The organism is uncultured Frigoribacterium sp. (genome assembly GCF_963515265.1).
GTDB lineage: Bacteria > Actinomycetota > Actinomycetes > Actinomycetales > Microbacteriaceae > Frigoribacterium.
The window spans coordinates 1-13,659 of record NZ_CAUPYL010000054.1 but is presented as its reverse complement, the minus strand read 5'-3'; the positions used below and the strand labels follow the sequence as shown (position 1 = coordinate 13,659).

The following is a 13,659-nucleotide window of genomic DNA, read 5'->3' as shown; positions in this document are numbered from 1 at the left end:
GCCAGCACCCACGCGCACCGGTCGACGAGCGGGCAGTCGTCGCAGCGCGGCGACCGTGCCGTGCAGACGAGCGCGCCGAGCTCCATCACGGCGGCGCTGGCGACCCGGGCCTCGGCGACGTCGGTCGGGAGCTGCGACTCCATCGCCGGCAGGTCGCGGCGCGCGTTCGGCGCCCAGGGCTCGGCCAGGCCCTCGACCGCGCGAGCGAGCACCCGGCGGACGTTCGTGTCGACGACCGGGTGGCGGTGCCCGTAGGCGAAGACCGCGACCGCGCGTGCCGTGTAGTCGCCGACACCCGGCAGGGCGAGCAGCTCGGGCACGGTCTCGGGCACGACGCCGCCGTGCCGCTCGGTGATGACGACGGAGGCGGCGTGCAGGGCGAGCGCGCGGCGAGGGTACCCGAGGCGGTCCCACGCGCGCACCGCCTCCGAGGCGGGGGAGGCGGCGAGGTCCGACGGCGTCGGCCAGCGCTCCAGCCACTGCTCCAGCCGGGGGACGACCCGCACGACAGGTGTCTGCTGCAGCATGACCTCGCTGACGAGGGTGCCCCAGGCGGTGAAGCCGGGCCGACGCCAGGGCAGATCGCGCCCGTGCTCGCGGAACCACGACGAGACGGCGGGGGCGATGGTCACCGGACGATCCTACGGGCGCTCGGACCGCTGTCGGCGGCCCGGCCTAGGGTGACCGCATGACGACTCGTTGGGCCCCCGCCAAGAAGGACACGCTGCGCGCTCTCGCGACCGAGATCCTGCACAACTACTCGAGGGGCCGGGCGTTCGTCGCCGTCGACGGCCCCGCGGGTGCCGGTCAGTCGGCGTTCGCCGACGACCTCGCGGCCGCTCTCGTCGAGGCGGGCCACGCGGCCTTCCGGGCGTCGGTCGCCGACTTCGGCAGGCCCCGGCGCGACGGAGGCGCGGTCGCGGACGGCGAGCCCGCCCCGGTCGACGGGGCGCTCCTGCGCCGTGTCCTCGTGGAGCCGTTCCGGCTGGGCGGCAGCACCGCGTGGGTCCCCGCCGCGTTCGACAGCGCCTCGCAGCGCGAGGTCGAGCCGCGCTGGGTGACGGGTCCCGACGACGCCCTCCTCGTCGTCGACGGCGAGGCCCTCGGGCGCCCCGAGCTCGCCGGGCTCTGGAACTACACGGTCTGGGTCACCCCGGGCGGCGGCCGCGGCGGCCTGCGGGCCGTCGCCACGGCGGTCGTCGACGTCGCCGACCCCGAGCACCCGCGCCGCGTGTTCGACGACGCGTGCTGAGCGTCGGCCCGGGCACGGTGCGGTAGCGTCGTCGCGTGAACAGCGGCATCCTCCTCGTCGACAAGCCGCAGGGCATCACCAGCCACGACGTGGTCGCCCGCGTCCGCAGGGCCGCCGGCACCCGCAAGGTCGGCCACGCGGGCACGCTCGATCCCCTCGCCACCGGCCTCCTCGTCCTCGGCCTCAACTCGTCGACCAGGCTCCTCACGTTCCTCGTCGGGCTGGACAAGACGTACGAGGCGACCATCCGGCTGGGCGTCTCCACCGCCTCCGACGACTCCGAGGGCGAGATCACGGCCACCGCCGACGCGTCGGGCGTGTCCGACGCCGCGGTGGACGCCGGCGTCGCCGACCTCACCGGGCCCATCAGCCAGGTGCCGACCACGGTCAGCGCCATCAAGGTGGGCGGTCGACGTGCCTACGACCTGGCCCGTGAGGGCGTCGAGGTCGAGCTGAAGGCGCGTGACGTGGTCGTCTCCGAGTTCGTCGTGCTCGACCGCCGTGACACCGTCGTCGACGGGGTGGCCGTCCGCGACCTCGACGTCCGCGTCAGCTGCTCGTCGGGCACCTACGTGCGGGCCCTCGCCCGCGACCTCGGGGGCGCGCTGGGCGTCGGCGGGCACCTCACCGCGCTGCGGCGCACGCGGGTCGGCTCGTTCGACGTGGCCGACGCCGCGGTGCTCGAGGGCATCGAGGTCGCGCCGGCCCTCCTGGCTCCCTCGGCCGTCGCCTCCTCGTTGTTCCCCGTCTGGTCGATGACGGCCGACGAGGCGGTCGACCTCGGCCACGGCAAGCGGCCCACCACCGGTCGCGCTGACACCGAGGGCCCCGTGGCTGCGGTGACCGCCTCGGGCGACCTCGCCGGGCTGGTCTCGGTGCGCGGCGGCCGTGCCGTGCCGATCGTCAACTTCCCGACCGACGAGGTGCGCGCGTGATCGAGTGGTTCACCTGGGCCCAGGTGATCGTGGCCTGCGTCGCCGGGCTGGTCTGCCTGGTGGCCGGCTTCTCGGGCAAGCTGCCGAACGACATCACGGTCGGCGCCACGGCGCTCGTCCTGCTGCTGCTGCTCGTGCAGCTGGTGGTCGCGATCGTCGCGCCGTTCGCGGGCAACCCGCCGACGGGCAACGTCGTCGAGTTCTACATCTACCTCGTCTCGGCGATCCTGCTGCCGCCGCTCGCCGTCGTCTGGGCGCTCGTCGACCGCACCCGGTGGAGCAACCTCGTGCTCGCGGCGGCCGTCTTCGCGGTCGCGGTCATGGTCTACCGCATGCTGCAGATCTGGACCGTCCAGGTCGCGTGACGGCCGCCTCCTGCGTCCTGGCGCCGGTGCACAGGCGCGCGCCATATCCTTGTCGGTGATGGTCACTCAGAAGTCTTCTCGTGCGGTCGGCGTCGGCCGGGTCCTCATCGCGGTGTACGCGGTGCTCGCCCTGGCGGCGACCGGCCGGTCCGTGTTCCAGATCCTCGAGCAGTTCGACGAGGCGCCGCTCGCGTACACGCTGAGCGCCCTCGCCGCCGTCGTCTACATCGTCGCCACCGTGTCGTTGATCCGGCGCGGACGCACGTCGTACGCCGTCGCCTGGGCGACCATCTCGTTCGAGCTCGCCGGCGTGCTGATCGTCGGCCTGGTGACCGTGCTCGACCCGGAGCTGTTCCCGGACGACACCGTGTGGTCGTGGTTCGGGCGCGGCTACGGCTTCGTCCCCCTCGTCCTGCCGGTGCTGGGCATCCTCTGGCTGCTCCGCTCCCGGCCCGCCGTCGCCGCCGAGGCGGACGCCGCCGACCGGACGGAGTAGCTCCCGTGCAGTTCTGGGACGCCCTCGCCGACGTGCCCGCCGACCTCGGCCCGACCGCGGTGACGATCGGCAAGTTCGACGGCGTGCACGTGGGGCACCGCGCCGTGATCGACCTGCTCGAGCAGGTGGCGGCCGAGCGCGGCCTCACCTCGGCCGTCGTGACCTTCGACCGCCACCCCCTCGCCGTGCTGCGGCCGGGCTCGGTGCCGCGGTCGCTCGTCAGCAACCGGCAGAAGCGCGAGCTGCTCGAGGCCGCCGGGGTGGCGGCGACCCTCATGCTCACCTTCGACGACGAGCTCCGCAGCCTCACGCCTGCGCAGTTCGTCGACCGCATCCTCGTGGGCGCCCTGCACGCCCGCGTCGTCTTCGTCGGCGACGACTTCCGCTTCGGCGTCCGGGGCAGCGGCACGGTCGACACCCTGCGCGAGCTCGGCGCCGAGCGGGGGCTCGAGGTCGTGTCGATCGACGACGTCCGTCTCGGGGGCGGCCGCCGCGCCTCCTCGACCTGGATCCGGGAGCTGCTCGAGGCCGGCGACGTCAAGCGCGCCGGCGAGCTGCTCGGCCGGGAGCCGGCCGTCCGCGGGATCGTCGTGCACGGCGAGCAGCGCGGTCGAGAGCTCGGGTTCCCGACCGCCAACCTCGCGCCCGACAGCGAGGGCTACGTCCCGGCCGACGGCGTCTACGCGGCTCGGGTGCTGGTCGGCGACACGACGTATCCCGCCGCCGTCTCGGTGGGGCACAACCCGACCTTCGAGGGCGTGCCCGAGAAGCAGGTCGAGGCCCACCTGCTCGACGTCTCGATGGACCTCTACGGCCAGGAGCTGACGGTGATGTTCGTCGACTGGGTCCGCGGCAACGTGGCCTTCCAGGGCATCGACGCCCTGATCGAGCACATCCGGGCCGACGTCGTCCGCACGCGCGAGGTCCTCGGCCTGTCCTGAGACCGGCGGCGTACCGTCGTCGACATGCCTGCTGAGAACGACCCGACGACGAACGCTCCCACCGTGACGCCCGAGGCGCCCGTCGAGACCGACGTCACGCGCGACACGGACGAGGCGGTCTCGCGCCGCCGCGTGCTCGTCACCGGGGCCACCGGCTACATCGGAGGCCGCCTCACCCCGCGCCTGGTCGAGGCCGGAGCCGACGTCCGCGTGCTCGTCCGCTCGCCCGAGAAGCTCGTCGACGTGCCGTGGGCCGGCGACGTCGAGGTCGTCCAGGGCGACCTGACCGACCCCGAGTCCGTCCGCGTCGCGCTCGACGGCGTCGAGGTGGCGTACTACCTCGCCCACGCCATGGGCAGCAAGGGCGACTTCGAGCGGGCCGAGGCCGAGGCTGCCCACGTCTTCGCCGACGCCGCCCGCGACGCCGGGGTCGCCCGCATCGTGTACCTCGGGGGCCTGCACCCCGAAGGGGAGCTGTCGAAGCACCTCCGGAGCCGCCGCGACGTCGGCGACGTGCTCCTGGCGAGCGGCGTGCCCACCGTGGCCCTCCAGGCCGGGGTCGTGATCGGGTCCGGCTCCGCGTCCTTCGAGATGATCCGCCACCTCACCGACGTGCTGCCCTACATGCCCGCGCCGAAGTGGGTCCGCAACCACATCCAGCCGATCGCCGTCCGCGACGTGCTGCACTACCTGATCGGCTCGGCCGACGTGCCTGCCGACGTCAACCGGACCTTCGACATCGGCGGGCCGGACGTCCTCCGGTACGGCCAGATGATGAACGGCTACGCGTTGGAGGCCGGCCTCGCGCAGCGCCCGATCGCCTCCCTGCCCGTCTTCACGCCCTGGCTCGCCTCACAGTGGGTGAACCTGGTCACGCCGATCCCGCGCGCCCTCGCGATCCCGATCATCGCCTCCCTGCAGTACGACTGCGTGGTGAGCGAGAGCGACATCGACGACGTCGTGCCGCCGCCCGCCGAAGGGCTCCTGCGCTACCGGGCCGCCGTGCGGCTGGCCCTGCAGCGCGAGAAGGACGGTGAGGTCGAGACGAGCTGGCAGGACTCGTCGGTCGCCGGCGCCCCCAGCGACCTGCTGCCGAGCGACCCCGACTGGTCGGGTCACACGGTCTACACCGACGACCGCGAGACCGACTCGACCGCGTCGCCGGAGGCCCTCTGGCGCGTCGTCGAGGGCATCGGCGGAGAGAACGGCTGGTACTCGTTCCCGCTCGCCTGGGCAGCCCGGGGCTGGATGGACCGGCTCGTCGGGGGAGTGGGGCTCCGTCGCGGGCGCCGCAGCGCGACGTCGCTCCGGGTGGGCGACGCGCTCGACTGGTGGCGCGTCGAGACGCTCGAGCGCGGCAGGCTGCTGCGGCTGCGTGCCGAGATGAAGGCCCCGGGAGGTGCGTGGCTCGAGATGCGCGTGACCCCGCGCGAGGGCGGCGGCTCGCACTACCGCCAGCGCGCCGTGTTCTTCCCGCACGGGCTCGGCGGCCGACTGTACTGGTTCGCCATCCTGCCGTTCCACGGGGTGATCTTCAGCGGCATGCTGCGCCGGATCACGGCGACCGCCGCACGGGACGCCTCGGTTTCTGGCTCTGGCTCTGGATCGGGCGATGCTGGTGCTGGTGCTGGTGCTGGTGCTGATGCTGGCGTGAGCGCCCAGGCCGGCGCAGCCCGGCCGTGATCGCCGCGGCCCTCCTCGCGGTCACGCCGACGCCGCTCTACCTCGCCGACCCGGGGGCCGGGTCGCCGGTGCCCCTCTGGCTCGGCGTGGCCTTCGGCGTGCTCGTGGTGGTGGTGTCGTTCGTCGTGCTGTTGCCGAGCGTCCGGCACGCGCTCGACCGCGTCGCCGCCCGGCGGCCTCGCCGCTTCCGCCGCTGAGCCGCCGCGCGCGCCGCTCGCCTGTCGCGGACTGTGTCCGTCGGGCATCTGCATGGTCGGCCCTGAGCACCCTCCGGCACGACCGCCTCCCGTGCACCCGGTCGTCTGAGTGCGGTCGGTGTCGGCGGGTTCCTGTGCCCCACGGCGGGTGGGCGCGGACCCGCCGTGGACGACGAGAACCCGCCGCAGCCTGCAACTACCCGCCGCCGCTGACGGTAGCCCGCCGCGGACGACGGGAACCCGCCGCTGCCTGCACCCAGCCGCCGTGCGCGCTGGTGATGCTCGCCGCGGGCCGGGGCGATCCGCCGGCCGCCCGGGTCGTGCGCAGCCCGCGAGCGGTACGCTTCCCCGAGACGACACGCCGGGGGCCGTCCGGCCCCTCGGCACATCGACACCACCCGGAGGTACCCATGGCGCACGGCGAAAGACTGGTCTTCGTCGGAGACAGCACGACGGCAGGCGGCGACTGGTCGGCCTGGTTCCCGGACGACGACGTCGTCGCCCTGGGCCGTGACGGCGACACCACGGCGAGCCTGACGGAGCGCCTCGACGAGGTCGTCGCGGCGCGTCCCGACTCAGTCGTGCTCCTCATCGGCAACGAGGACTTCACGGCCCGACGCACCGTCGAGCAGGTCGTCCGCGGCGTCGAGTCACTCATGGTGACCATGCGCCGCGAGCTGCCCGGCACGCGACTGCTGCTCCAGTCGATCCTGCCGCGCACCGCCGACCAGGCGCCGCGCATCCAGGACGCCAACCGGCACCTCCGCCAGTTCTCGTCGACGGTCCGGGCCCAGTGGCTCGACCTGTGGCCGGCACTGGCCGACGAGTCGGGCGAGGCTCTCCGCCCCGAGTTCACCACCGACGGCGTGCACCTGAGCGACGAGGGCTACCGTGCCTGGGTCGCCGAGCTCCTGCCCGGGCTGGAGCGCCTCCGCGGTGAGCCGCCGATGAGCCGACCGCTCACGGTGCTGCACGTCCCCTACGACATCGACTGAGGGCCGCCGCTCGGCCTCGACGCCCCCTCGACGACCCGTCGTCCCGGGGGCGTCGCCGCGTCCAGGGTGCGTCACGTCGCCCGTCGCTAGGCTCTCCCGGGCACGATCGTGCCCGACATCGACGAGAGGCGGCTCCGTGCCCACGCCCCAGGCCCCCGATTTCCTCCGCCCGGCCCTCGCGCCCGGCCTGCTCGGCGCCGTCGTGCTCACGGTGGGGGCTTTCCTGCTCGACTCCGGCACCTTCACCGTCGTGCGCTACGTGGTCGCCATCCTCGCCCTGATCATGGCGGTCTTCGCCTGGCGAGGGCGGGCCTGGTGGGCGGTCGCGCTGCTGGGCGCGATCGCGGTCCTCTGGAACCCGGTCGTCGTCGTGCCCCTCAGCGGTCAGCCCTGGGCCGCGATGCAGTTCGCCGCAGCGGTCGTCTTCATCGTCGCGGGCGTCCGCACCAAGGTGCCGAACTCCGAGGCGGGACGGGGCACCGGAGGCGGTCGTCCCGTCCCCGGACGCCGTCGCTGACCCCCCTGCACACGGCCCGCTCCGCGGACCGCCAGCACCCCTGCACACGGCCCGCTCCGCGGACCGCCAGCACCCCTGGACACGGCCCGCTCCGCGGACCGCTAAATTGGGTGTCGACGTGCACGAGCCTGCCCGAGGCGAGCACAGGGAGTTGAGCCTAGATGGTCACCGAGATCACCGGAACGACGGAGAGTCCGCTCCTGACGCCCCGTCCCAGAGCCGGTGGTCTGGACCGCGACGACGTCGTGGTCCGAAAGGGCCAGTTCACGCTCCTCAACGGCCACCTCACCCCGCAGCAGTCGATGATCGAAGATCTGCTCTTCATCCGTCGGGTGCTCGACGAGGCCGAGGTCCCCTTCCTGCTGGTGCGGGGCAACGACGTCCGTCCCGTCATCGCCGTCGACACGGTCCACCGCGACGCCTTCGCCGAGGCGATGACCGGGGCGGCCGCGACCGAGCCCTTCTACGCCAAGCCCCCCAAGGGCCAAGCCGTGCTCGTGTCCGAGGGCGGCCTGCTCGACGAGGACGAGCGCATCTTCCGCCTCTACCGCCCGCGCGTCGAGCCCATCGGGCGCCTGCGCTACGGCGCCGGCACCGCGGTCCAGGTCGAGTTCTGGATCCTCACGGACGACCAGATCCTGGTCCCGGTCGAGAACGCGCTCATGCGCACCGACCTGCCGCGCTCCGAGGCCGTGGAGGAGACCGTCGAGCGCTACGGCATGCAGTGGCCCACCCTCGCCCACATGTTCGACGACCACGCCACGGACATCACCTTCGACGTCGACATCGTCTTCTCGTGGGTCGACGGCAACTCCGTCGAGTACCAGCGCGCGCGAGCAGCCCGTGCGAACGGCCACGTGGTCGGCGAGGGCGATGACGCCCCCGCGCGGTTCCGTCAGATCGACGAGCTCAAGTACGCGCTCCGCTCGGTCTACATGTTCGCGCCGTGGGTGCGGAACATCTACATCGCGACCGACTCGCCCGTGCCCGAGTGGCTGGGCGACCACCCCCGGGTCCGCGTCGTCCGCAGCGAGGAGTTCTTCTCCGACCTCTCCTGGCTGCCGACCCACAACTCGCAGGCCGTCGAGTCGCAGCTGCACCACATCGAGGGCCTCAGCGAGCACTTCCTCTACTCGAACGACGACATGTTCTTCGGTCGCCCGGTCGCGCCGTCGATGTTCTTCTCGCCCGGCTCGGTGTCGAAGTTCATCGAGGCCGACACCCGCATCGGCCTCGGGCTGAACAACCCCGAGCGCAGCGGCTTCGAGAACGCGGCCCGGGTCAACCGCCGCCTGCTGCAGCAGCGCTTCGGGCGCGTCACGACGCGTCACCTCGAGCACACCGCCGCGCCGCTGCGTCGCAGCGTGCTGTTCGAGATGGAGCACGAGTTCGCCGACGACTTCGCCGCGACGGGCGCCAGCCCGTTCCGCGCGAAGGAGAACATCTCGGTCACCAACTCCCTCTACCACTACTACGCGCTGATGACCGGTCGGGCGATCCTGCAGGAGAACGCGAAGGCGGGCTACGTCGACACCACGATGGTCTCCGGTCTCGCGTCGCTGTCCGAGGTCCTGAAGAAGCGCTCGTTCGACTTCTTCTGCCTGAACGACGGCAGCTTCCCCGAGGTGACCGACGAGGAGCGCACCGACACGGTGACGGACTTCCTCGAGCGCTACTTCCCGTTCGCGGCGCCGTGGGAGCAGGCCGAGATGGACCGGGTCGCCCGCGAGGCCGCCGAGCAGGAGCGACGCACGCTGCGTGCCGACGGCCCGCAGGGCAGCATCGAGTCCTAGGAGGCGGAGGGCGCGCCGGCAGGGCCGCCGACGTCGTCCCGGCGCCGGCCGCCGCCCCGGAGCTCGCCCGCCGCCGTGAACCGGGAGCCGGGCTCGTCCGAGAGCCCGGCGTCGATCCTGTCTCGCATCTCGTCGCTGATCGGGGGGAGCGCGTCCCGGGGGAACCACCGCGCCTCCGTGTTCTCGCCGTCGGCCGGGGCAGGCTCGCCCGAGACCCAGCGCAGGGCGAAGGTGTGGTCGAGGTAGCTCGCCTGGTCGCCGTTCGGGTAGGTGACGACCCCGGTCACCCCGACGGCCGCGAGACGGACGGGCTCGGCCGTCACGTCCGCCTCCTCGAGCACCTCGCGGGCGGCGGCGTCGGCAGGGTGCTCGCCCGGGTCGACGATGCCGGTGACCGGCGTCCACGCCCCGGTGTCCGAGCGACGGACCATGAGCACGTCGTCGCCTCTCGTCACCACGGCGGTGACGCCCGACAACCAGAGCGGGGCGGTGCCGACGGCCTCGCGGAGGGACAGGACGAAGTCGGGGGTGGCCATGCCGAGAGCCTAGCGAGGCACCCGGCCGCCTCCCTGGGCCGCCGCCCTAGGCTGGCCCGGTGCACGAGGACCAGGTGAGGCGGGGCCGCGACGTGCGCGGCATCCGCGACATGGCGGGGGAGGCCCTGCTGCTCGGCGCGGGCGGACGCGCCATCCTGCTCCAGCTCGCGTGCCCGGGCGTCGGCCACGGCGTGGCCGAGCACAGCGACTTCGTCGACCGGCCCCTGCAGCGCCTGCACGGCACGATGACCTACCTCTACGCGATCGTCTACGGCAGCGACGAGGAGTCCGCGGCGGTGCGCCGTCTCGTGGACCGGGCGCACGAGCCGGTCCGGAGCGACGCCTCCTCGTCCGTGGCGTACGACGCACACGACCCGCAGCTGCAGCTCTGGGTCGCGGCGACGCTCTACGACTCGGCGATCGACCTGTACGAGCGCGTCTACGGACCCGTCGCGGCGTCCGAGGCCGTGTACCGCGACTACGAGTTGGTGGGGACCGCGCTGCAGCTGCCCCCGGGGGCCTGGCCCGCCGACCGGGAGACCTTCCGCGCCTGGTGGGACGCGCGTCTCGACGAGCTCGTCGTCGACGACGTCACGCGCGACGTGGCGCACCAGCTGCTGCACCCCCGGGCCGTGCCCCTGGCGCTGCGGCTCGCCATGCCGCTCGCCCGGCTCGTGACCACCGGGCTGCTGCCGGATCGCCTGCGTGGGGCGTTCCGGCTCCCGTGGGGGCCCGTCCGGGCCCGCGCGTTCGGCGGGGTGCTGCTGCTCTGCCGCCTCGTCGTGCCGCGGCTGCCGGCTCGCCTGCGGCACGTGCTCCGCGACCACTACCTGCGCCGGCTGCGCGCGTACCTCGCCCGCGGCTGAGCCCGACCAGACGGCCACGGATCCGTCCAGCGGGACCAGCACCCCGGGGCGGCCCCGTCGGTCGGCGTACCCCGACGAGTGTCGTCCGGGGTACGTCTCGTGGTAGACAAGTCACGCCCTCCCGCTGTCGGCCCCGTGCCGTGCCGCCCCGTGACGTCGTCGTCCGGTCGGGTGCACGCCGACGTGCACCCGGGCGAGCAGGAGGCGCGGACCGTTCGTCGAGGAGGACAACGCCCCCATGCCCCACCCGATCACCCCCGCCCCGGGACGACGTCAGGGTCGTTCCCCGTCCCCGTCCCCGTCGGGCTCCCGCCCGCACGGCCGTCGCGTCGCCGCGGCCCTCACCGCCCTCGCGGTCGCCGTCGGCGGAGGCGTCCTCACGGGCCTCGCCGCGGTGCCGGCCCAGGCCGCTCCCGCCCCGGGCGTCGGCGTCTCGGCCCCCGACACGGGCCGGTCGGCGCTCGTGAACCCCTTCGTCGGCACCGAGAGCGAGGGCAACGCGATCCCGGGCGCGACGGCGCCGTTCGGCATGGTGCAGCTGAGCCCCGACAACACGGCCTCGTACGCCTCGACGTCGTACAGCAAGGACGCCGGCGAGGTCTGGGGCTTCAGCCACCAGCACGTCAACAGCGCCGGCTGCCCGGCCGCGGGGGAGGTGCTCGTCACCCCGAGCGCGGGCGACGCGCCCCTCACCGAGCGGACGGCCGTCGCGCTGAAGGACCAGGCGACCACCGAGCAGGCGTCCGCCGGGTACTACACGGCGCTCCTCGCCGACGACGTCGAGGTCGAGCTCACCGCGTCGACACGCGTCGGCGAGCACCGCTACACGTTCCCCGAGGGCGCCACGGGCTCCGTCTCGGTCAACGTGGGCCAGACCCTGCGAGATGCGGGCGCCAGCAGCGTCACGTGGGTCGACGACCGCACCGTCGAGGGCTGGGTCGACAACGGCGGCTTCTGCGGCGGGACCGACGACTCCGTGCGGTACTTCTTCAGCGCCGAGTTCGACCGTCCCGCCGCGACGCGCGGCACGTGGGGGACGGACGGCACCTTCGTGCCCGAGTCCGAGGCGAGCGCCGTCGACGTCGGCCTGAACGGCGCGGCCGCGACGTTCGACACGACGACCGACCGGACGGTCGAGCTGAGCGTCGGCGTCTCGTTCGTCGACCTCGACGGAGCCCGGGGCAACCGCGTCGCCGAGACCACCGTCGACGGCGAGCGTCTCGGCTTCGACGCCGTGCGCGCCTCGACCGCGGCGGAGTGGGACGACGCGCTCGGCCGCTTCGACGTGACGACGGAGACCGAGGAGCAGCTGCGGGTCTTCCACACCCAGCTCTACAAGAGCCTCCTCTCGCCGACCATCGGCAGCGACGTCGACGGCCGCTACCTCGGGATGGACCTGCAGCAGCACGTCGCCGACGGGTGGACCTACTACCAGCGCTTCTCCCTCTGGGACACCTACCGCACGCAGGCGACCCTGCACGCGCTGTTCGAGCACGACCGGGCGGAGGACGTGGTGCGGTCGATGCACCGCGCGAGGATCGAGGGCGGCTGGCTGCCCCGGTGGTCGCTCGGCGCGCTCGAGACCAACATCATGGCCGGCGACCCGGTGTCGCCCTGGTTGGCGGAGAACTTCGCCCTGGGCACGGTGCCCGACGACATCCACGACGAGCTCTGGGGATTCCTGACGGAGAACGCGACCACCGCGCCCCCGGCGGGCGTCGCCTCCGTGGGTCGCCAGAGCGCCGAGTTCTACCTCGAGAACGGGCACGTGCCCTGGTACGCCGAGAACGGCGGCGGCCTCGGCGGGCAGTTCGAGGAGTACCGCCACGGCGGCTCGGCGACGATGGAGTTCGCCCTCGCGGACGCCGCGATCGGCGCGGCCGCGCAGCGCCTCGGCAAGGACGACGAGGCGGCGCCGTTCCTCGAGCGGGGACGCAACTGGCGCACCCTGTGGAATCCCGACGTCGAGCTGACGGGCGGCTTCACCGGCATCGTCAACGCCGTCGGGCCCGACGGCGCCTTCAACTCCGCGCCCGAGCTCGCCGAGGTGCAGGAGTCCGGCTTCCACGAGGGCACGCCGTGGCACTACCAGTGGATGGCGCCGCAGGACGTCCCCGGCCTCGTCGACGCCATGGGCGGTCGTGAGGCGTTCCTCGCGCGCCTCGACCAGTACGTCGACCTGCCGGCCCTGCGCGCCGCGCCGGGCGTCTCGCCGGCGAGCTGGGCCGAGGGCGGCAGCGACTACTACTCGAGCATCGGCTACAACCCGGGCAACGAGCCCATGCTGATCGACCCGTGGCTCTACGACTTCGTCGGCGAGCCCGCGAAGGTCAACGACGTGCTGGCCGCCAACCTCAACCGGTTCCCGGACACGCCTGGCGGAGGCGTCGGCAACGACGACCTCGGCACCCTCTCGTCCTGGTACGTGCTGGCTTCGCTCGGCATGATGCCGGTCGAGCCCGGCTCGGGCATCATGGCCGTCAACGCGCCGCGGGTGCTGTCGGCGACGATCACGCTCGACGACGGCGCGCAGGTGTCGGTGTCCGCGCCCGCCGCCTCCGGCGACTCGCCCCGCTACGTCCGCGGCCTCAGCGTCGACGGCGTGCCGCAGACGCGCACCTGGTTCGACGCGACCGACCTGCAGGACGGCGCCGAGCTGGTGTTCGACCTCGCCTCGTCGCCCGAGGGCCTCACCTGGGGCACCGGGCCGGACGACGCCGTCCCGAGCGTGTCGGCCCCGGACCAGGCCGAGCTCTCCCTCGCCCCGATCGACGGGCAGCCCGTGCCGGCCGAGGTGGGCCGCACGGTCGAGCTGCGGCTCGCCCGAGCGTCGCTGACCCCGGTGACGCCGGCCTTCCCGGCGTCGTCGGGCGTCACCCCGACGCCGGCCGTGCTCGCGACCGAGGCGACCGCGATGGAGGCGCAGGTCCAGTGGGACGACGGCGTCGCGGCCCCGGCCACGGTCGTCCCCGACGGCGGCACCTGGCTCGTGACGACGACCCGGGCCTTCGACGTGGCCGGCGTCCGCACCGCGACGGTGACGGTGTCGAGCGCGGCGGACCTGCCGCCGTTCGCGCCCGTGC

Annotated in this window: 14 protein-coding genes; 12 read left to right on the top strand and 2 right to left on the bottom strand. The window is 73.6% G+C overall.

The genetic code is table 11. The features are described from left to right. Positions 1–632, bottom strand: a 632-nt coding sequence (locus tag RWM17_RS06840; RefSeq protein WP_314102257.1) for an A/G-specific adenine glycosylase, incomplete at its 3' end; no start/stop codon positions are given. A 56-nt stretch (positions 633–688) separates the two neighbouring features. Between RWM17_RS06840 and RWM17_RS06835 the strand changes: the two genes are divergently transcribed. The 10 genes from RWM17_RS06835 (at position 689) to RWM17_RS06790 (ending at position 9,174) form a co-directional block, all read left to right on the top strand. After that, the gene (locus RWM17_RS06835) at positions 689–1,252 is read left to right on the top strand and encodes a hypothetical protein (protein ID WP_314102256.1); all 564 of its coding nucleotides are present in this window, start codon (positions 689–691) and stop codon (positions 1,250–1,252) included. A 35-nt stretch (positions 1,253–1,287) separates the two neighbouring features. After that, the gene (truB, locus tag RWM17_RS06830; protein ID WP_314102255.1) at positions 1,288–2,187 is read left to right on the top strand and encodes a tRNA pseudouridine(55) synthase TruB; all 900 of its coding nucleotides are present in this window, start codon (positions 1,288–1,290) and stop codon (positions 2,185–2,187) included. Further along, complete coding sequence (locus RWM17_RS06825; RefSeq protein ID WP_133737651.1) at positions 2,184–2,552, top strand: hypothetical protein; 369 nt, start codon at positions 2,184–2,186, stop codon at positions 2,550–2,552. Before truB ends, RWM17_RS06825 begins: the two co-directional genes overlap by 4 nt. 58 nt (positions 2,553–2,610) lie before the next feature. Continuing rightward, positions 2,611–3,048: a hypothetical protein gene (locus RWM17_RS06820; RefSeq protein WP_123546244.1), complete on the top strand. Its 438-nt coding sequence runs from the start codon at positions 2,611–2,613 to the stop codon at positions 3,046–3,048. 5 nt (positions 3,049–3,053) lie between these two features. Beyond that, positions 3,054–3,989, top strand: a complete 936-nt coding sequence (locus RWM17_RS06815; RefSeq protein WP_314102254.1) for a bifunctional riboflavin kinase/FAD synthetase — start codon at positions 3,054–3,056, stop codon at positions 3,987–3,989. Between the two features lie 24 nt (positions 3,990–4,013). Beyond that, positions 4,014–5,672, top strand: a complete 1,659-nt coding sequence (locus tag RWM17_RS06810) for an SDR family oxidoreductase (RefSeq protein WP_314102253.1) — start codon at positions 4,014–4,016, stop codon at positions 5,670–5,672. Further along, positions 5,669–5,869 (top strand): hypothetical protein, encoded by a 201-nt coding sequence (locus tag RWM17_RS06805; RefSeq protein WP_314102252.1) that lies wholly within the window; start codon positions 5,669–5,671, stop codon positions 5,867–5,869. The genes RWM17_RS06810 and RWM17_RS06805 overlap by 4 nt, the downstream gene beginning before the upstream one ends. A gap of 410 nt (positions 5,870–6,279) precedes the next feature. Next, a complete protein-coding gene (locus tag RWM17_RS06800) occupies positions 6,280–6,864 on the top strand; it encodes a GDSL-type esterase/lipase family protein (RefSeq protein WP_123546234.1) in 585 nt (194 codons plus the stop codon). 136 nt (positions 6,865–7,000) lie between these two features. Then, positions 7,001–7,381, top strand: a complete 381-nt coding sequence (locus RWM17_RS06795; protein ID WP_314102251.1) for a DUF6804 family protein — start codon at positions 7,001–7,003, stop codon at positions 7,379–7,381. Positions 7,382–7,542: 161 nt separating this feature from the next. Next, positions 7,543–9,174, top strand: a complete 1,632-nt coding sequence (locus RWM17_RS06790) for a stealth family protein (RefSeq protein ID WP_314102250.1) — start codon at positions 7,543–7,545, stop codon at positions 9,172–9,174. On the opposite strand, the gene RWM17_RS06785 is transcribed toward RWM17_RS06790, so the two are convergent. After that, positions 9,171–9,710, bottom strand: coding sequence for an NUDIX domain-containing protein (locus tag RWM17_RS06785; protein ID WP_314102249.1), 540 nt, complete (start codon positions 9,708–9,710; stop codon positions 9,171–9,173). The genes RWM17_RS06790 and RWM17_RS06785 overlap by 4 nt on opposite strands. 59 nt (positions 9,711–9,769) lie before the next feature. On the opposite strand from RWM17_RS06785, the gene RWM17_RS06780 reads away from it, so the two are divergent. Both RWM17_RS06780 and RWM17_RS06775 read left to right on the top strand, forming a co-directional pair. Beyond that, positions 9,770–10,576: an oxygenase MpaB family protein gene (locus tag RWM17_RS06780; protein ID WP_314102248.1), complete on the top strand. Its 807-nt coding sequence runs from the start codon at positions 9,770–9,772 to the stop codon at positions 10,574–10,576. Between the two features lie 238 nt (positions 10,577–10,814). Beyond that, on the top strand, positions 10,815–13,659 hold a 2,845-nt coding region (locus RWM17_RS06775), incomplete at its 3' end, for a GH92 family glycosyl hydrolase (protein WP_314102247.1).

Bases quoted from the DNA above. Each gene is read 5' to 3' on its own strand.
- RWM17_RS06790 (WP_314102250.1), top strand. From the start codon at position 7,543: ATGGTCACCGAGATCACCGGAACGACGGAGAGTCCGCTCCTGACGCCC.
- RWM17_RS06835 (WP_314102256.1), top strand. From the start codon at position 689: ATGACGACTCGTTGGGCCCCCGCCAAGAAGGACACGCTGCGCGCTCTC.
- RWM17_RS06785 (WP_314102249.1), bottom strand. From the start codon at position 9,710: ATGGCCACCCCCGACTTCGTCCTGTCCCTCCGCGAGGCCGTCGGCACC.
- RWM17_RS06810 (WP_314102253.1), top strand. From the start codon at position 4,014: ATGCCTGCTGAGAACGACCCGACGACGAACGCTCCCACCGTGACGCCC.
- RWM17_RS06800 (WP_123546234.1), top strand. From the start codon at position 6,280: ATGGCGCACGGCGAAAGACTGGTCTTCGTCGGAGACAGCACGACGGCA.
- RWM17_RS06820 (WP_123546244.1), top strand. From the start codon at position 2,611: ATGGTCACTCAGAAGTCTTCTCGTGCGGTCGGCGTCGGCCGGGTCCTC.